Source organism: Clostridium sp. AM34-11AC (assembly GCF_003435375.1).
Lineage (GTDB): Bacteria > Bacillota > Clostridia > Lachnospirales > Lachnospiraceae > Pilosibacter > Pilosibacter fragilis.
The window spans coordinates 21,071-41,803 of sequence record NZ_QWGL01000014.1; the positions used below are offsets into that span (position 1 = coordinate 21,071).

The 20,733-nt window shown below is 49.3% G+C and carries 22 protein-coding genes; all 22 read left to right on the forward strand.

The genetic code is table 11. The features are described 5' to 3' along the window. Positions 1–139 precede the first annotated feature (139 nt). Complete coding sequence (locus tag DW826_RS09900) at positions 140–661, forward strand: DUF5720 family protein (protein ID WP_005361050.1); 522 nt, start codon at positions 140–142, stop codon at positions 659–661. Between the two features lie 29 nt (positions 662–690). Beyond that, a complete protein-coding gene (locus tag DW826_RS09905; RefSeq protein ID WP_005361053.1) occupies positions 691–1,563 on the forward strand; it encodes a DUF6017 domain-containing protein in 873 nt (290 codons plus the stop codon). Between the two features lie 125 nt (positions 1,564–1,688). After that, a complete protein-coding gene (locus tag DW826_RS09910) occupies positions 1,689–2,621 on the forward strand; it encodes a DUF3991 domain-containing protein (protein ID WP_242992161.1) in 933 nt (310 codons plus the stop codon). A gap of 13 nt (positions 2,622–2,634) precedes the next feature. Beyond that, a complete protein-coding gene (locus DW826_RS09915) occupies positions 2,635–2,859 on the forward strand; it encodes a hypothetical protein (protein ID WP_055156485.1) in 225 nt (74 codons plus the stop codon). A 32-nt stretch (positions 2,860–2,891) separates the two neighbouring features. Then, positions 2,892–3,173 (forward strand): hypothetical protein, encoded by a 282-nt coding sequence (locus DW826_RS09920; protein WP_005361060.1) that lies wholly within the window; start codon positions 2,892–2,894, stop codon positions 3,171–3,173. A gap of 82 nt (positions 3,174–3,255) precedes the next feature. Next, positions 3,256–4,158, forward strand: coding sequence for a hypothetical protein (locus DW826_RS09925; protein ID WP_117468897.1), 903 nt, complete (start codon positions 3,256–3,258; stop codon positions 4,156–4,158). Positions 4,159–4,284: 126 nt separating this feature from the next. Next, complete coding sequence (locus DW826_RS09930; RefSeq protein ID WP_242994080.1) at positions 4,285–6,213, forward strand: LPD1 domain-containing protein; 1,929 nt, start codon at positions 4,285–4,287, stop codon at positions 6,211–6,213. 18 nt (positions 6,214–6,231) lie between these two features. Further along, a complete protein-coding gene (locus DW826_RS09935; RefSeq protein WP_117552643.1) occupies positions 6,232–7,062 on the forward strand; it encodes a hypothetical protein in 831 nt (276 codons plus the stop codon). Further along, positions 7,059–7,475 (forward strand): DUF3846 domain-containing protein, encoded by a 417-nt coding sequence (locus tag DW826_RS09940; protein ID WP_117552644.1) that lies wholly within the window; start codon positions 7,059–7,061, stop codon positions 7,473–7,475. The genes DW826_RS09935 and DW826_RS09940 overlap by 4 nt, the downstream gene beginning before the upstream one ends. Before the next feature lie 17 nt (positions 7,476–7,492). Further along, positions 7,493–8,308 carry a hypothetical protein gene (locus DW826_RS09945; RefSeq protein ID WP_117442480.1) on the forward strand — a complete coding sequence of 272 codons (816 nt, stop codon included), beginning with the start codon at positions 7,493–7,495 and terminating at the stop codon, positions 8,306–8,308. A gap of 45 nt (positions 8,309–8,353) precedes the next feature. Further along, entirely contained in the window at positions 8,354–8,830 is a 477-nt protein-coding gene (locus DW826_RS09950) for a PcfB family protein (protein WP_223385988.1), read from the forward strand. Then, complete coding sequence (locus DW826_RS09955) at positions 8,827–10,671, forward strand: VirD4-like conjugal transfer protein, CD1115 family (protein WP_117552645.1); 1,845 nt, start codon at positions 8,827–8,829, stop codon at positions 10,669–10,671. Before DW826_RS09950 ends, DW826_RS09955 begins: the two co-directional genes overlap by 4 nt. Before the next feature lie 245 nt (positions 10,672–10,916). Further along, positions 10,917–11,132, forward strand: a complete 216-nt coding sequence (locus DW826_RS09960) for a Maff2 family mobile element protein (protein ID WP_005361081.1) — start codon at positions 10,917–10,919, stop codon at positions 11,130–11,132. A 10-nt stretch (positions 11,133–11,142) separates the two neighbouring features. Next, entirely contained in the window at positions 11,143–12,006 is an 864-nt protein-coding gene (locus DW826_RS09965; RefSeq protein WP_117442478.1) for a VirB6/TrbL-like conjugal transfer protein, CD1112 family, read from the forward strand. 38 nt (positions 12,007–12,044) lie between these two features. Next, the gene (locus DW826_RS09970; RefSeq protein WP_117442477.1) at positions 12,045–12,497 is read left to right on the forward strand and encodes a SpoVG family protein; all 453 of its coding nucleotides are present in this window, start codon (positions 12,045–12,047) and stop codon (positions 12,495–12,497) included. Continuing rightward, a complete protein-coding gene (locus DW826_RS09975; RefSeq protein WP_005361089.1) occupies positions 12,497–13,054 on the forward strand; it encodes an MT-A70 family methyltransferase in 558 nt (185 codons plus the stop codon). Before DW826_RS09970 ends, DW826_RS09975 begins: the two co-directional genes overlap by 1 nt. Further along, positions 13,051–13,797 (forward strand): hypothetical protein, encoded by a 747-nt coding sequence (locus tag DW826_RS09980; protein WP_222847487.1) that lies wholly within the window; start codon positions 13,051–13,053, stop codon positions 13,795–13,797. The genes DW826_RS09975 and DW826_RS09980 overlap by 4 nt, the downstream gene beginning before the upstream one ends. A gap of 36 nt (positions 13,798–13,833) precedes the next feature. Next, on the forward strand, positions 13,834–14,268 hold the full coding sequence (locus tag DW826_RS09985; RefSeq protein WP_117552646.1) for a PrgI family protein: 435 nt from the start codon (positions 13,834–13,836) through the stop codon (positions 14,266–14,268). A 97-nt stretch (positions 14,269–14,365) separates the two neighbouring features. Then, positions 14,366–16,642 carry a VirB4-like conjugal transfer ATPase, CD1110 family gene (locus DW826_RS09990; protein ID WP_117552659.1) on the forward strand — a complete coding sequence of 759 codons (2,277 nt, stop codon included), beginning with the start codon at positions 14,366–14,368 and terminating at the stop codon, positions 16,640–16,642. Positions 16,643–16,675: 33 nt separating this feature from the next. Beyond that, positions 16,676–19,354 (forward strand): CD1108 family mobile element protein, encoded by a 2,679-nt coding sequence (locus DW826_RS09995; protein ID WP_117552647.1) that lies wholly within the window; start codon positions 16,676–16,678, stop codon positions 19,352–19,354. Between the two features lie 18 nt (positions 19,355–19,372). Then, positions 19,373–19,618, forward strand: a complete 246-nt coding sequence (locus DW826_RS10000) for a DUF4315 family protein (protein WP_117505244.1) — start codon at positions 19,373–19,375, stop codon at positions 19,616–19,618. Next, complete coding sequence (locus DW826_RS10005; RefSeq protein ID WP_117468867.1) at positions 19,608–20,720, forward strand: DUF4366 domain-containing protein; 1,113 nt, start codon at positions 19,608–19,610, stop codon at positions 20,718–20,720. Before DW826_RS10000 ends, DW826_RS10005 begins: the two co-directional genes overlap by 11 nt. The last annotated feature ends 13 nt before the right edge of the window (positions 20,721–20,733 follow it).

Here is a 20,733-nt window from a genome sequence, read left to right on the forward strand (position 1 = left end):
GGAGGCTGTTTTATTAACGACAAAATTTAATAGTGCCAGCGGTCCGGCTTTATGTCTGACCGCTGGTTGCCGTGGGCGTTTCACTTTTATAGGTGGACGCCCTTTTTTCATACTCATTTTCGAGAGAAAGGAGATCCACATGGAATTAAACGAAATGGAAAAAAAGCTGCTCTTTCAAGTGGAGGGCGATTATCAGACAAAGATCCTGAATGAACTTTATATGACCGTGCGGTATTCAAATAATTCCGAACAGCGGGAGGCGGCAGAAGGTCTTATGGCAAAACTTCGTGTTCTGTCAAATGCAGAGTGCATGGACTTGGTAAAAGATATTCAGAAGAATTACCGTCTGCCCTATCCAGCCCGGACGATTGGAGAAAAGATCGCCGAGGCCAGACAACAATCAGGGGCAGAAAAATTGAAGGGGCATGACATCATGGCACTTGAACGCTTTGATCCAGAAGTAAAGCACATGATCGTCTTTGATGTATTGTCTTACGATTCCCCTGTTGGCGACAAAGGCGATAAGATGCGCTTGTTCCTTACAGATGCCGGCTATCAGAAATTTTTAGAGAGCCAGGAACGGGGCGAAGTGAAACTGAAAAACCATGCGAAGGTCTCTGACGGTCATCTCCATTATGACCGCAGGGATCATGCCTTGTAACGGAATAGTCGAAGAAAGGAGGCGGTACAATGGCAGTATTCCGTGTAGAGAAAACAAAGGACTTTACGATAATGAGCAATCACCATCTGCGCAATACGGAGTTGTCCTTAAAGGCAAAGGGGCTTTTATCACTTATGTTGTCGCTGCCGGAAGATTGGGATTATACCACAAAGGGACTCGCCCATATCTGCAAGGATGGTGTGGATTCTATCACTACTGCCCTGAAGGAACTGGAGCGGCATGGTTATCTCACCAGACAGCGCCTCCGCTATGATAACGGGCAGTTGGGAGACATTGAATATACGATCCATGAGCAGCCTGTAAGTACCGAAAACACAGGGCTTTCACCTAAACGGGAAAATCCAAGACAGGTAAAACCAGAACAGGCAAAACCTAAACAGGCGGAACCTGAACAGGAAAATCCGGCACAATTAAATACTAATCCATTAAAAACAAAAAAATCAAAAAAAGATAAATCAATAACTTATCCATCAATCTATCCGGCAGAGCCGGAAGCGGCAAACCGCACGGATGGGATGGATCGGATAGAGCTGATAGAAGCCTATCGTGAAATCATCAAAGAAAATATTGAATATGACTTACTGGTCTTACGGTATGGCAGGGAACGTTTGGATGAAGCCCTTGAACTTATGCTTGAAGTGATTTTGTCGAAACGCCCTTACATTCGCATTGCCGGAGATGATTTTCCGAGGGAGATCGTCAAGAGCCGGTTCCTGAAGATCAATTCCGGCCACTTAGAGTATGTCTTTGACTGTATCGACAAGAACACAACGAAGGTCGGAAACATCAAAGCGTATCTGCTGGCGGCGCTGTATAATGCCCCGGCTACAATGGACAGCTATTACCGTGCCGAGGTCAATCACGACCTGTACGGCTGTTAGGCACCTTTGGGTGTCTTTTTTCATTTCATCACAGGAAGGAGGCAAAGCACAATGAAAAGAAACACTGTGCCGGTACTATGCCCGGCGTAACCAAAGAACAGATTCAGGCAGCGCGGGAAGCTGACTTGTTTACTTACCTGCAATTCCATGAACCCGGCGTGCTGAAACAGGATGGACCTAATTTCCGGCATAAGGAGCATGACAGTCTGGTATATGTGACCGGGAAAAGGTACTGGTACTGGAACAGCCGCGGACGGAGTATCAATGCGCTGGACTACCTGATCCAGATTCGGGGATATGGTCTTGTGGATGCGGTTCATGCTCTGGTAGGTGGCGAAATCCCACAGGAACCGGCTTACCGAAGTACGGCAGAAATACAGGTATCAAAAGAGCCGGAAAAGAAAACATTCGCTCTCCCCTGGGCCAGACGTTGCGCGACCGCTGCGGTCTCCTATTTGCAGAAACGGGGGATCAGCTCAGAAGTCATTCGCCAGTGTTTACAAGCCGGGATTTTTTACGAAGCCCGGTATCATGGAGAACCGGTTTGTGTGTTTGTTGGGAAAGATGATTCCGGGAAAGCGAAGTTTGCCTGTATGCGCAGTATCAGCGGCAATCTCAAAAAGGATGTCTATGGCAGCGACAAAGGATATAACTTTTGTTATCCCCCGCAAAGTCCGGGCAGCCGGCATGTGGCAGTCTTTGAAGCTCCTATTGATGCGCTTTCCCATGCGACACTTCAAGAGCTGGAGGGATGGAAATGGAATGGTTACCGCTTGTCTTTGGGAGGTACTTCCCATGTGGCGCTGACTTCTTTCCTGGAACGCCACCCGGAGATCCGGCGTGTTACCCTTTATATGGACCACGACCTTGCCGGATTTGTCAATGCCCGGAAAATCAAGACCATGCTTCACGAGGATAAACGTTTCCGTCATATCCGGGTAAGTGTCAACCCTCCCCGGATGGGAAAAGATTACAATGAGAAATTGCTGCTGGTTCGGGAACAACTGCAAACCAGCCAGCACCAACGCCGCCCAAAAGAGGCGGCTGTTTCAATTTAGGGAGGATTTCAACATGAATGGATCTCAACATATCTGCTTTACAGACAGCGCCGGAAAAGCGCTGTTTTCCATTCCCGACAATGGTTTACTCTGCCTGTTCTATGGAAACGGGGACAGGCACTTTGCTGTTTGTCATCGTCTGGATGACACCCATGCAGAAATTGACGGGGTAAATTATTCGCTGCCGGATTTTGCCAAAAGGATGAAACACAACCAGATCAGCTTTGCTCCGGCATAAGGCTGGAAAACAAATAACAGGAGGATTTGAAAATGAAAAAAATTGAAAATACCGCTTTGCAGATGATTGCCGAGGCTTCCCGGTGTCCAGACTACGGCCCCGATATGGTTAAATCGCTGATGAAAAAGCTGGACATGAACGAAAAGGGCTTTGCTCTTTTGATGAATGTTGCCCCATCCACAGTGCGTCTTTGGACCAGCGGAGCTGCACAGCCCTGCGGCACAGCAAAACGCCTCATGCAGATTTATGAAACCGGTCCGGAGATTGTCGGCAAGATTGCCGGCGGGCAGCTACCGGCAGATGGGAGGGATTGATTAAATGGCGGAGACAGATAGCCAGCCGTTTGCGGAAAATGAGCAGGTCAAAGAGCTGCTTCACATGAAAGGAGGAATTTGATTGAATCAGGAACCACTACCGCAGATTCATTTGATCCGTGATACAGACTTATCCGTCTTTGCGTATGAGCTCCATATTTTTGCCGGAGATTTTCTTAGGGAATGCGAATTTAATATGCGTTCTCTGGCGACAAATACCGGGGCTGATTCCATTGCCATCATGGGAAAAAATCACATATGGCTTTCCGACGCTTTGTTTGCTTATTGTTCTACGGCGGATCTTTATCAAATGATCTCAACAACGGAGTTTATCGGAGCGAGGGCTTTCCTGTTTCATACGGATCGCAGAGAGGGCGGTCACTTGTACGGAGATGTCCTGATGATGGATTTAGACACGCTGCGGCAGGATATAAAAAGAAATATCCTCTATCCTTGCGGCGTCAATATCGAACGCAAAGATGGTTCAGCGGCTACGGTCAGCCTGAAAGAATGGACTGAAATGGAGCTTTACGAAAAAGATGCTCTGAAAAGTTGGGGGTTTTCTTATGCCCCGAATCAAGTTACGGAATGGCAGTACCACTATTCCACGATGTTCAGACAGTGGATGGATCAGGCATTTCGTTATATGCCCCAGGATTTAGAAGAACGCCTGAATATGCAATATATGGAGGCAGCCCAGAACCCGGATATGGATAAGTACCGCATACCACAGGGAACGGCAAAGCAGATGCTTCTTTATGACGAAGCCCCTGTGTATCGCCTTCTTCCATCCGGTTCGGAGAAAATTGCGCCCATCGCGGCAATCTCTACGGGCCTGTGGTATGAAAATTACCGGGAGTTTGCCATTGCACCAGAGGATTTAGGCGCTCTGGACAAACTGATCCGCAGGGAAACTGACCGGCTCACAGGAAACCTCCCACAACTTCACAAAAACGAAGAACGTCGCCCTGCCCCGGAGCGATAAGAATTTTACACTGACTGGAGGTGATGAAGATTGGCAGGAGTGCATGAAGATTTCGGTGAAAAGATCGGCGGTGCGAAAAAAGACCTGTGGAAAGACCGCGGGCTGTATGCGGATGATCTGGAAGCCATGAATGAGCGCGAAGCCGAAAAATTTGTGAAAAAGGATAATGTCTGGAAAAAGCCGGACTATGCAGCCATGCTGGAGGAAGGGATTCCTCTTGGCGTGGTCTATTTTATCAAAAAAGCAAGGGACGGCTTAAACGCCTCTCCTCAGTATTACCGCACGGATGACACCCCGGAAAAACGGACTGCGAGGCAAAAGGAGTATATAAAAACAGTCCGGGAATTGCAGACAGTGCTTTCAGATGTCCGTACTGTGGAGGATGCCATGAGAGCCTATGACCGCTTTTTCGTTGACAATGGATATTTAGAAAAGGTACAGGGCTGGGTAAGCGGAATCCATTACCGGGCAACGAAAAAGGGTCAGGACAATCCCGTGATTACAAACAAATTGTCCAATACCATGCTGATCCGCTCGGCTGAATATTTTGAGCGCAACTTTGCTCAGAAAGCAAAAAAGGAACAGTTTTGTGTTTCCAAAGAGCAGAAAATACCGAAAGGTTATGCGATCCACTTCAACGACGGGAAACAGACCTATTCTAAAAATGGGGACTGGAAACCCGGTACCTACTATGTGACAAAAGGCTATTCGATCCTGCGGACCAATTTTGAGACCAAAGAAGCTGCCCTGAAATGGGTGCAGGAACTTGCCAAAGGCAGGAACAAAAACGGAAAGATCCGTTTTGTCCCTCCACAGCTTGCCCATGTCAAACGTACCGGACCGGATTATCGGAATGGCGTGGAGATCACCGGACAGCATTATCTTGATACCTTTGGGTTCCGCGGCGGTGAGTTTGGAAACTGGATGAACCAGAACGACCGGCAGACCTCCCTTAACATGGGATTTGAAGCACTAAAGGATCTGGCGTCAGCCCTTAAGATCAGCGATAAAGATATTGCTTATCAGGGAACACTTGCTATCGCTTTTGGTGCAAGAGGCAGTGGCAATGCTGCAGCTCATTATGAACCTTTGCGTACAGTCATCAATCTTACAAAAATGCACGGGGCCGGTTCCCTGGCACATGAATGGTGGCATGGACTTGACGATTATCTTGGTACAAAGATGGGAGCAAAAGGGATGCTGTCAGAACAGCCCCACCTCTATGCGCCGTTCCAAAAACTCATTGACACCATGAAGTATAAACCGGAAACACCGGAACAGGCAGCAAAGCGCACGGAAGCACAAACAGAACGCACCCGGAAAAATGCGGCAAGCTGGCTGGATTCCTCGGTTCTTGCCTCCCTGAAACGGTATGGCAATGAGGAACAGATGGAAACCTACGCAGTCTTGCGGGAAGCATTTTTGTCCGGCGAACCCGGCTCTGTGGAACAGATCAGCGCATTTAAGAAGAATGTTACCGGCCGGGTAATTCCCAAAAGTGAACGGGAACGGCTGGAAATTTTTGAGCGTATGCTTTCCGGGATGCAGGCGCAGGAAGCTCCGCAGATTGGACGGACGGAAACTGATTTTTACCGTAATTCGGTACGCATGGGAAAAGAATGTGAAAAAGACGGCGGTTATTGGGACAGCAATGTGGAAATGACAGCCAGAGCCTTTGCCTGTTATATCAAGGACAAACTGCCCTACACATCGGATTATCTGGCAGGCCATGCCGACTGTGCCCTTACCCTGGTTTCCGGTAAAGACGGAGAAATGGAGGTATTGAAAGCCTTCCCTGTGGGGGAAGAACGCCGTGCAATCAACGCTGTTTTTGACGAGATCATTCAGGATTTGAAACGGGAACAGCTATTGACCCATGCCGATGTAACGCTTCCCCTCTCTGTTTCTGAACTTCGTGAGGCGGCGGACGGGCAGCTATCCATGTTCGGCGTCGGCCGTCCTTCCGTGATGGATCAGCTTGCGGCAAACAGGCCGGCAGATAAAAAATCACCGGCACAGACGTTTTCCAGAAAAAACCACGAGCCGGAAATATAGCAGGAGGTGAACAGCATTTTGGAAGAAAATAAAGATTATCGTGCCTACCGGTATGGCGACCACTTGACGCCGGGATCGGAGCTTAAAATTGAGCACAGCGTAGTTTGTGAAAATGTGGATATTTCTACACTGATCACAATGGGAACCGATAGCCTGGAAGCCATGCGCCAGGGAAGTATCGACGGGGAGCAGAAAGCCTATGAAATCGTGGTGGCTGCCGCAAAACAGTGGGAACAGCAGGCAGCGGCAACACAGACGATCAACCGGGCTTTGGAATATCTTCGTACACCTGAGATTGAACATACCGGCAATCAGTGGAAAGACACCGATAACTGGAGGGCGGATCAGAAAATCAGCAACCGGGTCTATCAGATGACCTGCAGTATTTGGGAAGATACGAAATATGACAGGGAAACAAAACAGAGTATTCCGGTTGCCTGGTATGTGACATGGGAAGTCCGTATTCATTCCCCGAAGCAGGGATATGGAGAAAAGATTGCCGGACAAAACCAGAAACGATATACAGATAAGAATGCAGCCATAAAATACCTGGACGGGCGGAAGAAAGCCTATTCCCATTTATTCACGGAAATTTCCCCGCCAATTCCGAAAGAATATGAGCGTCATTTTATGGTTCATGGCACTCTCTTACCTGGTTATACGGTTGAAGGACTGGAACAGACCAAAACGGAACATGCCGCCGCCGAGGTTTCGGAGGGCGGTATTTTTACGCCCCAAAACCAGGAGAAGCCTTCCGTCCTGGGGAAGCTCTCTGTGGCAAAAACCCAGGAAAAAACGCCAGCCGCTCCCGGTATGGCAATGAAAAAGAAGGAGGATATACAGTTATGAAAGTGTTAATGGTAGAGCCGGGCAAGTCCCCTTATGCTGCGGAGATTGAAAGCGGTCTGAAATCTTTGCAGGCGGCAGTGGGTGGAGACATTCAGGCGGTCTATCCGTATGAGGACCCGGTGGCTCTGATCTGCAATGATGAAGGCAAGCTGATGGGACTGCCTCTGAACCGGGCTCTCTTTGATGATGACGGCCACGTTTATGATATTGTGTCCGGGAATTTTCTGATCGTTGGTCTTGGCGAGGAAGATTTTACAGACCTTTCCCCGGACTTGATGGAGAAATACGGGGAGCAGTTCAAGTACCCTGAAAAATTTGCAAGGATTGCCGGCGAGATCATTGCAGTCAAGCAGCCTGCAACCAATGAACACCGGGAAAAACCGAGGATGCACCATTCCGGCCCGGATTTGTAGAAAGAAAGGAGCCAATTATGTTAATGGCAGTAAATGAACCTTATGCCCTTATGGTGCAGCCGGACGATATTCTGATCTCTCCCCGTGAGGTAGATGAACATTTTGGGACGATGGTATGCTTCCATCCCCGCTATGCGCTGGGCGACCATCACAACTATATGGACAAAGACGACTTCCTGCGGGAAATGTATTTAGATACCGTAGGACATGATGAAGCCGGCATGAAACGCTATGAACGGATGGTAAACATTGTAAGCAGCCGTTTCCGGCATGGACCAAAGACAGAGGAACGGGCGATCGATGAAGCAATGCAGAAAGTAATTTCGGAAAAGTATCTGATGCTCCCCCTCTATCTCTACGACCACTCAGGTCTTGCCATGAGTACAGAAAGTTTCTCAGGCAGGGCCCCTCATGCAGAATGGGACAGCGGACAGGTCGGCTGGATCTATGTTTCCAAAGAAGATGCCCTAAAGGAATTTGACGCTGACAAGATGACCGGCGCCATCCGGCAGAAAGCGGACGCACTGATGCGCAGTGAAGTCGCCGCTTACGATTCCTATCTGCATGGCGAATGTTATGGGTTTGAGCTTTATAAAAACGGGGAGCTGTCGGATAGCTGCTGGGGCTTTATGGGTAACTTTTCCGATGTGTTGAAAGATATGGCGGAATACCTCCCGGATGAGTGCAAAGGGATGGTCGATCATCTGGAGGAACAGGAACGCCCGGCTACGATCATCAAGACGCTTTTGAAACATGCTAAAATTCAGGTCGATCAGGCAGCAAAAGCCTTTGAACACGCTTCCCGACAGCAGGTTCTTGGGGAAAGCCGGTAAAAAGTTATTTCCATATTATAAATACCGATTTTATCAGAAAGGAGGATGCTCTTGCAGGAAGATCTCGAACAACGAACGGTTTCTGTTTCTATACAGGCAGCAAAACTGTCAGGGCGGGTACTGCGTGCGGCTATTGCTGCGGTACTCCAAAAGATGGAACAGGAACGCACAATGCCAAAAGTCGGGCGCAACAGCATGAAGCGGCTGACTTATAAAGACCCCGGAGCCAATACCATTGAAGTTTCAGGGCGAATCCGCTCTTTTGAACGGTATGCCAGGAAACATCAGGTACGCTACCATATAGAAAAGGAACTTGGGACCGATCCCCCAAAATGGACGGTATATTTCAAGGCAAACCAGGCGGATGCACTGACGGCAGCTTTTAAGGAATATACGAAGAAAGACCTTACACGCAGCACCAGACCGTCGCTGCTTACACAGCTTCATAAGTTCAAAGAACTGGCGCAGTCGCTTGGCCGTGACCGTGTAAAGAACAAAGAACACGGAGGACCGGAACGATGAAGATTGATGCAGAAACACTGAAAAAACAGGTCATTCTCCATCTGCCTTATATTCTGTTCCTTCTGGTATTTGCCAAGCTGGGCGAGGCGGTGCGTCTGGCTCCCGGAGCAGACGCTTCCCAAAAGCTGTTAGGACTGTCCGAAGGCTTTGCCCTTGCGTTTCAGAGTATGTGGCCGGGAGCGGCAATGGACTGGCTGATTGGTTTATGCGGTGCAGCCATTATGCGGCTGGCAGTCTATCTTAGAGGGAAAGACGCTAAGAAATACCGCAAAAATGTGGAATATGGTTCTGCAAGATGGGGAAATAAAGCCGATATTGCCCCATTTATGGACCCAAAGCCGGAAAACAATATCATTCTTACCCAAAGTGAAGGACTGATGTTAAACGGACGGCCCAAAAATCCGGCCAATGCAAGAAATAAAAATGTACTGGTAGTCGGAGGATCAGGTTCGGGAAAAACGCGCTTTTTCATCAAGCCCAATCTGATGCAAATGCACAGTTCCTACGTCGTCACCGATCCGAAAGGTACAGTCCTTGTGGAATGCGGAAAGATGTTGCAGCGAGGCACACCAAAGCTGGACAAGGACGGAAAGCCTATGCGTAATGAAAAAGGAAAGATTATCTATGAGCCCTATAAAATACGGGTATTCAATACGATCAATTTTCAGAAAAGTATGCACTTTAACCCATTCGCCTACATTCATTCCGAGAAAGATATTCTGAAGATCGTCACTACCCTGATCGCCAATACCAAAGGCGAAGGAAAAGCCGGAGACGATTTCTGGGTCAAAGCAGAAACCTTGCTTTATACGGCACTGATCGGATATATCTACTATGAAGCTCCGGTAAACGAACAGAATTTTGCCACACTGGTAGAAATGCTGAACGCAATGGAGGTCCGTGAGGATGACGAGTCATTCAAAAATGCCGTTGACCTTCTCTTTGACGCTCTGGAACAGAAAGACCCGGATCATTTTGCCCTGCGTCAATATAAAAAATATAAGCTCGCTGCCGGAAAAACAGCGAAGTCGATCCTTATTTCCTGTGCTTCCAGACTGGCTCCTTTTGACATTAAAGAAGTCAGGGAAATTACCATGTATGACGAGCTGGATCTGGATATGCTGGGGGATGAACGGACCGCTCTTTTCCTTATTATGAGTGATACGGACGGAACCTTTGCATTTTTGATCAGTCTGATCTATTCCATTTTGTTTAACCGCTTATGCGAGCGGGCGGATGATGTATATGGGGGCAGGCTTCCCATCCATGTGCGCTGCCTGATCGACGAGGCGGCAAATATCGGGCAGATCCCGAACCTGGAGCGTCTTATGGCGACCATCCGAAGCCGTGAGATCTCTGCCTGCTTGGTGCTGCAGGCGCAAAGCCAGCTCAAAGCCCTGTATAAAGACAACATGGACACCATCATCGGTAACTGTGACGCCTCTCTTTTCTTAGGAGGCAAAGAAGAAACTACCTTAAAAAGCTGGAACTCCCTATTAGGGAAAGAGACTATTGATCTGTATAACACCAGTGTCACAAAGGGAAATCAGGAATCCCACGGACAAAATTTTCAAAAGCTGGGAAAGGACCTGATGTCGGTGGATGAACTGGCAGTTATGGACGGGGGCAAATGTCTGCTGCAGATCAGGGGTGTGCGGCCGTTCCTCTCCCGGAAATACGATATAACCAAACACCCAAATTACAAACTGCTTTCCGATTTTAATGAGAAGAACGCTTTTAATATCGAAAAGTTTCTTTCTACCCGGATGCCGATGCGTCCCGGTGAACGATACCGTAATTATGAAGTCACAGCCGAAGATCTGGCTTCCCAGACTTTATAGAGTTGTTCCTGCCTGTCAAAGCATGACGCCCTGGCAGGCTTTGTTTTTGTCACGATGAAAGGAGGATATTTTGAGGATTCGTGATTCTCCCTGAAAAGTAAATAACCGCAGGATTTTTCCTGCCCCATGCCGCCGTGCTGTTTGAAACAGATTTTTTTCTAAAAACAGTGCGGCGGCTTTTTTTGTTTCCGGCCTGATACGGCCATATCACAAATTAAAATTTCTGAAATTAAAGGAGGAACTATATGGCATTTTTTGCAAGCGCGATTGATACTTTGAAGATCCTTGTGATCGCCCTGGGCGCAGGTCTGGGCGCATGGGGTGTTGTAAACCTTCTCGAAGGTTACGGAAATGATAACCCAGGTGCAAAATCCCAGGGGATCAAGCAGCTTATGGCAGGCGGAGGTATCGCTCTGGTTGGTGCAACGCTGATCCCGCTGCTTTCCGGCCTGTTCGGTTAAGGGCTGACTTATGGGCAGTCTGTTTGAATGGATAACAGACTGGATTAAAGAGGGCCTGATCGATGCGATCACCGGACAGTACACCAGTATTTTCAACTCCGTCAACAATCAGGTTGCGGATGTGGCAAATCAGGTAGGACAGACCCCGCAGGGCTGGAATGGCGGCGTGTTTTCCATGATTCAGAATCTTTCAGAAACCGTCGTCATTCCCATTGCGGGCATGATCCTGACCTTTGTTCTGGTGTATGAACTGATCCAGATGATTCTCGAAAAGAACAACATGCACGAATTCGATACATTCAACATCTTCAAGTGGATTTTCAAGACTTTTGTTGCCACTTACCTGCTCACCAACTGTTTTACGATTGTGATGGCGGTCTTTGATGTGGCCCAAAATGTGGTGTCGCAAAGTGCCGGTGTCATAAACGGGAACCTGGATGTGCAGGCGGCGTTGTCTGATCTGAAAACCCAGCTTGAAGCAATGGGAATGTGGGAACTGATTGGACTGTGGCTGGAAACCAACATCATCAATCTGTGTATGTGGGTACTGTCCATCGTGATCTTTGTCATTGTATATGGCCGTATGATCGAGATTTATTTAACCGTGAGCCTTGCACCGATCCCGTTTTCCACAATGGCAAACCGGGAATGGGGACAAATGGGAACCGGGTATCTGCGTTCCCTTTTTGCCCTGGGCTTTCAGGGGTTTTTGATCCTGATCTGTGTTGCCATTTATGCAGTGCTGGTCCAGTCTATCCCATCGTCCGGCGACGTGCACGGCGCGATCTGGGGAACGGCGGGTTATACGGTACTGCTGGCTTTTGCCCTGTTTAAGACAGGTTCGTTATCCAAATCCATATTTAATGCAAGATAGCATGAACAAAACCAATTCTAAAAAGGAGGATTTTATATATGAGTAAAACCAATACAGAAAAAATGGCGCCGGAGACACAGACGCCGGAAATGGCAAACGGCATGAAGCTGGATGTCCGCGTGCGTCCGATCGCCCCAATGGGAAACCTGCTGGCGTTTGCCAATGTTACGATTGGCGGATGCTTTAAGATTGACGGCTTCCGTATCTGTTCCAGTGAAAAGGGGCTGTATGTCAATATGCCCGCAACCCAGGATAAGGGAGGCAACTGGAAAGATGTCTGCTGGCCGGTTACGGCAGAGTTCCGCAAGCAGCTCAACGATGCCTTAATCGATGGGTACGGGCAGGCTATTGAAAATTTGCAGGCAACTCTTGAAGCGACAAAGGGAGCAGCGGAAAAGCCTTCCCTGACCGGTGCATTGAAAGAAAATGCCGGTAAGGTCAAAGAACAGCCGGCCAAACCGGCCACATCTAAGAATGAGCAGGCTCGCTAATGCCGGAAACGAAACAGTACGGCATTATCTATGCCGATCCGCCCTGGCATTATGACAGGAAACATGGAAGCGGCGTTGCGGAAAACCATTACCCCACAATGAGCATTGAAGAAATCTGTGCCCTGCCGGTATCGGAACTTGCCGCAAAAGACAGTGCCCTTTTTCTGTGGGCGACCTTCCCGCAGCTCAATGAAGCCTTCCGGGTGATCGATGCCTGGGGATTCAAATATAAAACGCTGGCTTTTCTATGGCTCAAACAGAACCGGAAAGCGGATAGCTGGTTTTATGGCATGGGCTTTTGGACCCGCTCAAACGCGGAGGTCTGCCTGCTGGCAACCAGAGGCCGTCCGAAACGCCAATGTGCGGGAATCCATCAGTTTGTGATCTCCCATATTGAGCAGCACAGCAAGAAACCGGACGAGGTGCGGGATAAGATCGTAAAACTCATGGGCGATCAGCCCAGAGTGGAACTGTTTGCAAGACAAAAGACACCCGGCTGGGATGTATGGGGCAATGAAGTGAACTGTACGCTGACTATGCCGGAGCGAAAGGGGTGATTTTGATAGAACAAGATGCAAAGCGGCTGCTTATGGAACGGCTGGACGAGTGTTTGAAGGTTCATGCGGATATGCTGGATGCACAGAACATCGGCAGTATTTACGAGTTACAGGGACTTTCGGAACTCCACTATTATCTGAAGGTTGAGCATGTATTTACTCCGGCGGAAGTAGAGGCGCTTCTTTCTTTTCAGGACCCGTTGGATGTAGCCCGATGGTGTTGGGAAGAAAATAACCATGAACACAGTTTCCCGATCTGCGATCTTCTCAAAGAAATTGATGCAGCGCAAAAATTTGAACATTTCACAAGCGAACCTTCCGCACAGGACAAATATACGCTCCTGATGAAACGGCTGGGACAGAATTACTTTGCTTACAGGGAAAGCCTTATGTCAAGAGATAAGGAATCCTTAATTGAAAAAGCTGCTGAAATTACAGCCATGCAGGAGGCGTATTCCTATCTGACAACAAAGTTTGAGTTCAGGGATGAAATGCTGGATGATGTGCTGGCGCTTGAGAATCCTTTGAAATACTTTGCAGACCGTTGGCTTATGCCGGTTTCAGATGTGCTCGACGTGGATATGGATATTCGGGAAAATATTGCCGGAATCCGAGACAGCCAGGAATACCTGTGTCAGAGAGAGCCGGCTGTTTCTGTCCTGGCACGGCTGCAAAATGCGGCTCAGGAAGTGCGGGAATGTCCGGCTGTGGAGAAACCGGTACGCGATTTCGGTGCACGGTAATGGGCCGGAAATTATATTACGATGGGAGGTGTATAGATGCCTTATGTACCTGTACCAAAGGATTTAACCAAAGTTAAGACTAAGCTGGCCTTCAATCTGACGAAGCGCCAGCTTATTTGTTTCAGCCTTGCCGGACTTGTCGGCCTTCCGGTGTATTTCTTTACCCGCGGGGCGATCGGCAATTCGGCGGCTGTACTTTTGATGATCGGGCTGATGATGCCCTTTTTCTTCTTCGCCATGTATGAGCGTGACGGGCAGCAGGCAGAAAAGATCTTGAAGAACCGGCTCCGTTATAAGCTCTGGCCGAAGGACCGTCCATACAGGACGGATAACCTGTATAAATCTATGTCAAAGAAGGAGGTTACAAAGATTGCCAAAAAACAAGCAGCAGGAAGCTCAGGAAAAGCGTCTGCAAAAAAACATCAGGCAGGCCAAAAAGACCGGAGCCGATGCAAAGCAGGGCAAAACTAAGTCTGCCCGTTCCAAGCCGTCTAAAAAAGGCGGCTTTTTTGCCGGGCTGAAAGCAGATGCCCCGCAGACGGTCCAGCAGAGCATTCCCTACCGTGAAATGTACCGGGATGGGATCTGCCGGCTGACCGATACCCTTTACACCAAAACGGTGCAGTTTTTTGATATTAACTATCAGCTTGCACAGGCAGATGATAAAGCACAGATCTTCGAGGGTTACTGCGATTTCTTAAATTACTTCGACGCCTCGATCCATGTGCAGCTTACCTTTATCAACCAGCGAGCCAATATGCAGGATTTTACCAAAAGCATTGACATCCCTCCCCGCGGCGACGAGTATGACGGAATCCGCAAGGAATACGGGGATATGTTAAAGAACCAGTTGCAGAAAGGAAATAACGGTCTCACCAAACGCAAATACATTACCTTTGGGATCGAGGCAGATGACCTGCGTACTGCGAAAATGCGTCTGGAACGCATTGAAACGGATGTGCTGGCAAATTTCAAGACTCTGGGAGTTCAGGCGAGATCCTTAAACGGACTGGAACGTCTGGAACTTCTTCACAGCCAGCTTCACCCGGACGGCCAGGAAAAGTTTCATTTCCAGTGGTCGGATCTGCCTAAGACCGGTCTTTCTACCAAAGACTTCGTTTCCCCATCCGGGCTGTCTTTTTCAAAGGATGGAAAGACATTTCGGGTAGGCGACCATTCCGGTGCTGTCTCCTTTTTGCAGATTCTAGCGCCGGAGCTTACTGACCGGCTTTTAGCGGATCTTCTTGACTTAAACGACGCCGTGACCGTCAACCTGCATATCCAGTCTATCGACCAGGCGCAGGCGATCCGAAACATCAAGCGCAAAATGTCGGACCTGCAGAAAATGACCATTGAGGAACAAAAGAAAGCGGTCCGATCCGGGTATGACATGGACATCATTCCCACCGACCTTGCCACCTATGGAGAGGAAGCCAAAAATCTTTTGCAGGATTTGCAGAGCCGCAATGAGCGCATGTTCCTTGTGACGGTACTGGTGGAAAATATCGCTGCCAAACGCCAAAAGCTGTTCAATGATATTTTTGCCGCTTCGGGTGTGGCACAGAAATACAACTGTGCCTTAAAACGGCTGGATTACCAGCAGGAACAGGGGCTTATGTCCTCGCTTGCTCTTGGTACGAACCAGATTGAAATTGAGCGCGGGCTTACGACCAGCAGCACAGCGATTTTTGTACCGTTTACGACCTGTGAACTGTTCCAGGAGGGCGAGGCATTGTATTACGGCCTGAACGCCCTTTCCAATAACTTGATCATGGCGAACAGAAAAACGCTGAAAAACCCCAATGGGCTGTTTCTCGGTACCCCAGGAAGCGGCAAATCTTTCTCTGCCAAGCGTGAGATCGTCAATGTGTTCCTTCTGACGGAGGACGACATCATTATCGCCGACCCGGAAAATGAGTATGGGCCGCTGGTACAGCAGTTCGGTTCCCAGGGGCAGGTCATTGATATTTCCCCTACTTCCACGAACTACATCAACCCGATGGACATCAATCTGGACTATTCCGATGATGAAAACCCGATCACTTTGAAAAGTGATTTTATCCTGTCGCTGTGTGACCTTATCATCGGCGGCAAAGAAGGACTTTCCCCCATTGAAAGGACGATCATCGACCGTTGTACCAGACTGGTGTACCGGGAATACCTGCAGGACCCGTGCCCGGAAAATATGCCGATCTTAGGTGATCTTTACGAGCTGCTTTTGAAACAGTCTGAACCGGAGGCACAGAATATCGCAACGGCGCTGGAAATCTATGTCAATGGTTCCCTTAACGTGTTCAACCACCGTTCCAATATCCAGATGGATAAACACCGGGTACTGTGTTTCCAGCTTAAGTCACTGGGAAAAGCCTTAAAGGAAATCGGGCTTTTGATCATGCAGGATGCGGTGTGGAACCGTGTCACGGCCAATCGCTCCAAACATAAAACAACCTGGTTCTATATCGACGAATTCCATCTTCTTTTGAAAGGGCAGACAGGAAGTTTCAGCGTGGAGATCTGGAAACGCTTCCGTAAATGGGGCGGAATCCCATCAGGTTTAACGCAGAATGTCAAGGACCTTCTGGCTTCCCGTGAGATCGAAAATATTTTTGAGAACTCGGACTTTATCTATATGCTCAACCAGGCCCAGGGAGACCGTCAGATTTTGGCAAAGCAGTTGGGAATCTCCCCGCACCAGCTTTCGTATGTGACCCATTCCGGTCCCGGCGAGGGGCTTTTGTTCTTTGGAAATGTGATCATCCCCTTTGTGGACCACTTCCCGAAGGACACACTCTTGTACAGCGTGCTTACCACAAGACCGGATGAAGTAGCGGGGACCAAAGCGTGAGACAAAAATTAAAATGGATCGGAGGTGAGAACAATGGCACACGACAGGGAATTTCAAAGGAAGCGCAAAGATACCCGGATGCCGGTGCGTGATTCCCACGGGGAGGATCAACCGGCAGCCAGGCAGACCGAACAGGATTTTGACCTGCGCAGGGCACGGGACACCCCTTCTTCTGTCAACGGCAAGACACACAGGCAGGACATCCCTGTACAGACGGAATTTTCCCATCTGTCACCGGAAACACCGGCGTCCTTGCTGGAACAGGGCGAAGCGTATGCAACCGCTTTGGATGGTTTTTCGGAACACTTTGAGACACCGGATGCTACCAGGACAGCGCCCCCGATACAGGACAACGTGCGAAGCAATTTCCGGCAGGAGGCTTCCAGGCGTTCTTTTGTAACAGAGGATGTGACAGACCATGATACCGGAAAATATGCTCCTTCTTCCGAAGGCTCAGCCCCACCGAACGGCACAGACAGATCCGGTCAGGAACACCGTTACCGAACACACCAGCATGGGAACAAATATCAGCAGCGTTTTCAGGAAGCGGCACAGGCGGAGGAACAGGCAGCGCAGAAGGAAAAGGGTATGGATAGCGAACCGCCGAAAACATCCAAGCTGGAATTTACTGCGGATGAACTACCGCCGGAGACAAAGGATAAAAAGCTCACCCATGCAAGACGGAAGGCGGAACGGACTGCACAAAAAGCAGAGCAGGCGCAAAATCGTCTACCTGCCCGGAAGAAACTGCGCATGGAGACGGTTTCCGACCCGGAGACCGGAAAAGCCAAAAAACACTTAAAATTTGAAAAGGAGGTCAAATCCCAAAAGGTCCATGTAAAAGGACCTGTACCCCTGCGTCCGGTCAAGGCGGGCGCCAATACTGCCATTGGTTACGCTCATAAAAAGATTTATGAGGCAGAGGATGAAAATGTGGGCATCAAGGCAGCCCACCGCTCTGAACTTGTGGGCGAGGCAGGGCTTCGCACGGCATATCACCGGCATAAAACTGCCCCCTACCGAAAGGCAGCGAAATTACAGCAAAAATCAGCAAAAGCAAACGCAAGACTTGCTTACCGGCAGGCTCTTAGCGACCACCCGGAGCTGAAGAAACATGCGATTGCCCGGATATGGCAGAAACAAAAACTGAAAAGGCAGTATGCCAAGGCTGCCCGTGAAGCCGGGAAACAGGCAAAAAATGCCGCAGTCGCAACAGAGAGGGTCAGCGTCGGTATTGTCCATGCGGTCAAACGGCACCCTGTAATCTGCCTTGTCCTCCTGCTTCTCCTTTTGGTAATTTTCCTGATCACATCCCTGTTTTCCACGTTCTCCAATATCGGGACCGGCGGTTTGGGAAGTCTGGCTGCTTCTACCTATCTTGCAGATGATCAGGACATCAACCAGGCGGAGCTTACCTATACCGAATGGGAAACGGATCTGCAAATGGAAATAGACCGGGTGGAATCAGACCGCCCCGGCTATGACGAATACCGGTATAACCTGGGCGCAATCGAGCATGACCCGTATGTGCTGATGGGGTATCTGACTTCTGCTTATCAGGGATTTACTTACGATGAAGTGGAAAGCGTGCTGCGGCAGCTTTTCCAGGAACAATATACCCTGTCCTTTTCAGAAGAAACCGAGATCCGTTACCGCACCGAAACTTCCGTTGATCCGGAAACCGGGGAAGAAACCCAGGAGGAAGTGCCTTATGAATGGCGCATCTTAAATGTCAAGCTCACAGTCACACCTCTAGAAAACCTGGTCGTTTCCCGGATGAACGCAGACCAGAAAGAGATCTGCGAGATCCTGCTGCAGACAAAAGGAAACCGCCAGTATGTCAAAAATGTCTTTGGCACCAACTGGCTCCCTTATGTGACCAGTTATTACGGCTACCGGGTACATCCCATCAGTGGGGAAAAGAACTATCACACCGGTGTGGACATCGGGATGCCGGAGGGCACAGAGATCCTTGCCGGGCATGACGGAACGGTCACCCTTGCGGGAAATGCCGGCGGTTATGGCTTGTGTGTCGCTATTGAAGGCGAGGCATACGAAGGACATACCCTGACGACCAAATACGGGCACTGTTCCCAGATCCTTGTTTCTGCCGGGCAGGAGGTCAAAGCCGGGGATGTGATCGCAAAGGTCGGGAATACCGGAAATTCTACCGGGGCCCACCTGCACTTAGAAGTCCTGGTTGACGGCCAGTATTTGAATCCCCTGTATTTTGCCGATACCGGCGATACCAGCGAACGGCACCTGCCGGAAGTTGGTTCAGGCGGCACAGGAAACTACTTCGATTATGACATTCCACCGGAAGCCCTTGCGGATGAACAGTTTGCCGCAATGATGGCCGAGGCGGAAAAATATCTTGGCTATCCGTATGTATGGGGAGGCGCAAGCCCTTCCACTTCCTTTGACTGTTCCGGCTATGTGTCCTGGGTGATCAACAACTGCGGCGTTGGCTGGAATTTCGGAAGGCTGACCGCGGATGGTCTTTTAGGTGTATGTACGCCGGTATCAAGTGCGGATGCAAAACCGGGCGACCTGATCTTCTTCCAGGGGACCTACAACACCAGCGGCGCAAGCCATGTAGGGATCTATGTGGGAAATGGAATGATGATCCACTGTGGAGACCCGATTTCTTATGCAAACATCAATACAAGCTACTGGCAGCAGCATTTTTATACATTTGGGCGTCTGCCTTAACAGATTGGAGGTAATAAATTGAATCCTAAAATTGAAAAACTGGAAAAGGAAATTGAAAAGACCAAAACAAGGATTGCGGAAATGCAGGCAAAGCTCCATAAGCTGGAGGAACAGAAAACAGAGCTGGAAAATACCGATTATGTAGCGGTGGCGCGCAGTTTCAAACTGACGCCCCAGCAGCTTGCGGATTTTTTGAAATCACAGCAGGCAGCCCCTTCGGAAACTGTTTTACCGCAGGAGAAGGAGGATGTGCATGAGGCTTAAAAAACTTTCCCTGCTGCTGGCGCTTACGCTTCTTGTAAGTGTCAGCGCATTACCTGTAACGGCTCATGCCGGCGGTTCCAAAGACACCACACCGCCAACGCTGACTGCTTCCATGGAGGGCGATGCCCTGAAAATAGAAAGCAGTGACGATCTATCCGGCGTGGAGGCGGTCTTTGTTGATGAAAACCGTATCAACTCCCTCACCGACGGGAAAGCGTCGGTCGCACTGAAAGATTATGCCGGAACAGAAAAACAGGTAAGCATATACGCAAAAGATTATGCCGGCAACCGTTCTGATGTGGTAAAGCTGGATAATCCGTATTACAAAGAACCGGCTCCTGAAAAGAAACCTGCTACGACAGCACCCCAGAGTCCGTCCGGTACACAGACAAAACCGCCTAAGGAAGAAAAACCTTCCGGCTCAAACGCTGCAACCCCTTCCGGCGGCGGAAATTCTTCCGGTTCAGATAACAGTACCGGACAGCAGGAAAATACTTCTGCGATCCCGGAAGGTGCATTTACCCCGGAAGGCACCGGAACGGTACAGGACAACATCAGCGGTACGGATGGGGAAAAACAGTTTTACACCATCACTACGGACGCGGGCAATGTCTTTTATCTGGTGATCGACGGGAAACGGGAAGATAACAATGTCTACTTCTTAAACGGCGTCACAGAGTCCGACCTGATGGCACTTGCAGAAAAGAACAATGGCAGCATGAGCATGATCCCCCAGGAAGAAAGCTGTAACTGCACAGAAAAATGTGAGGCAGGAAAGGTTAATACCGGCTGTCCGGTCTGCAAAAATGACTTAAATGGCTGCAAAGGAAAAGAAAAGCCGGCGGAAACTGAAAAACCGGCAGAACCGGAAAAGCCGAAGAAAGAAACCGGCAGCGTCGGCACGATCCTGTTTATCCTTGCTGCCTTACTTGCGGTCGGCGGGATCGGTTACTATGTAAAAATCGTGCGTCCGAAACAGCAGGCCGAGGACGATGCGGAATTTGAGGATGACGGTTATGGCGAAGGCTTTGACCCGGATGAGGCATACGGGGAACCGGAATATCTTTCCGAGGATGATTTTGACGACAAGGACAGCAAATAAGGCTGTCCTTTTA

Excerpts from the sequence above, each read along its gene's own strand:
- DW826_RS09945 (WP_117442480.1), top strand. The coding sequence starts at position 7,493 with ATGTTAATGGCAGTAAATGAACCTTATGCCCTTATGGTGCAGCCGGAC.
- DW826_RS09920 (WP_005361060.1), top strand. The coding sequence starts at position 2,892 with ATGAAAAAAATTGAAAATACCGCTTTGCAGATGATTGCCGAGGCTTCC.
- DW826_RS09990 (WP_117552659.1), top strand. The coding sequence starts at position 14,366 with ATGTACCGGGATGGGATCTGCCGGCTGACCGATACCCTTTACACCAAA.
- DW826_RS09950 (WP_223385988.1), top strand. The coding sequence starts at position 8,354 with ATGCTCTTGCAGGAAGATCTCGAACAACGAACGGTTTCTGTTTCTATA.
- DW826_RS09930 (WP_242994080.1), top strand. The coding sequence starts at position 4,285 with ATGAATGAGCGCGAAGCCGAAAAATTTGTGAAAAAGGATAATGTCTGG.
- DW826_RS09905 (WP_005361053.1), top strand. The coding sequence starts at position 691 with ATGGCAGTATTCCGTGTAGAGAAAACAAAGGACTTTACGATAATGAGC.
- DW826_RS09940 (WP_117552644.1), top strand. The coding sequence starts at position 7,059 with ATGAAAGTGTTAATGGTAGAGCCGGGCAAGTCCCCTTATGCTGCGGAG.
- DW826_RS09965 (WP_117442478.1), top strand. The coding sequence starts at position 11,143 with ATGGGCAGTCTGTTTGAATGGATAACAGACTGGATTAAAGAGGGCCTG.
- DW826_RS09960 (WP_005361081.1), top strand. The coding sequence starts at position 10,917 with ATGGCATTTTTTGCAAGCGCGATTGATACTTTGAAGATCCTTGTGATC.
- DW826_RS10005 (WP_117468867.1), top strand. The coding sequence starts at position 19,608 with ATGAGGCTTAAAAAACTTTCCCTGCTGCTGGCGCTTACGCTTCTTGTA.
- DW826_RS09975 (WP_005361089.1), top strand. The coding sequence starts at position 12,497 with ATGCCGGAAACGAAACAGTACGGCATTATCTATGCCGATCCGCCCTGG.
- DW826_RS09900 (WP_005361050.1), top strand. The coding sequence starts at position 140 with ATGGAATTAAACGAAATGGAAAAAAAGCTGCTCTTTCAAGTGGAGGGC.
- DW826_RS09985 (WP_117552646.1), top strand. The coding sequence starts at position 13,834 with ATGCCTTATGTACCTGTACCAAAGGATTTAACCAAAGTTAAGACTAAG.
- DW826_RS09970 (WP_117442477.1), top strand. The coding sequence starts at position 12,045 with ATGAGTAAAACCAATACAGAAAAAATGGCGCCGGAGACACAGACGCCG.
- DW826_RS09995 (WP_117552647.1), top strand. The coding sequence starts at position 16,676 with ATGGCACACGACAGGGAATTTCAAAGGAAGCGCAAAGATACCCGGATG.
- DW826_RS09915 (WP_055156485.1), top strand. The coding sequence starts at position 2,635 with ATGAATGGATCTCAACATATCTGCTTTACAGACAGCGCCGGAAAAGCG.
- DW826_RS09955 (WP_117552645.1), top strand. The coding sequence starts at position 8,827 with ATGAAGATTGATGCAGAAACACTGAAAAAACAGGTCATTCTCCATCTG.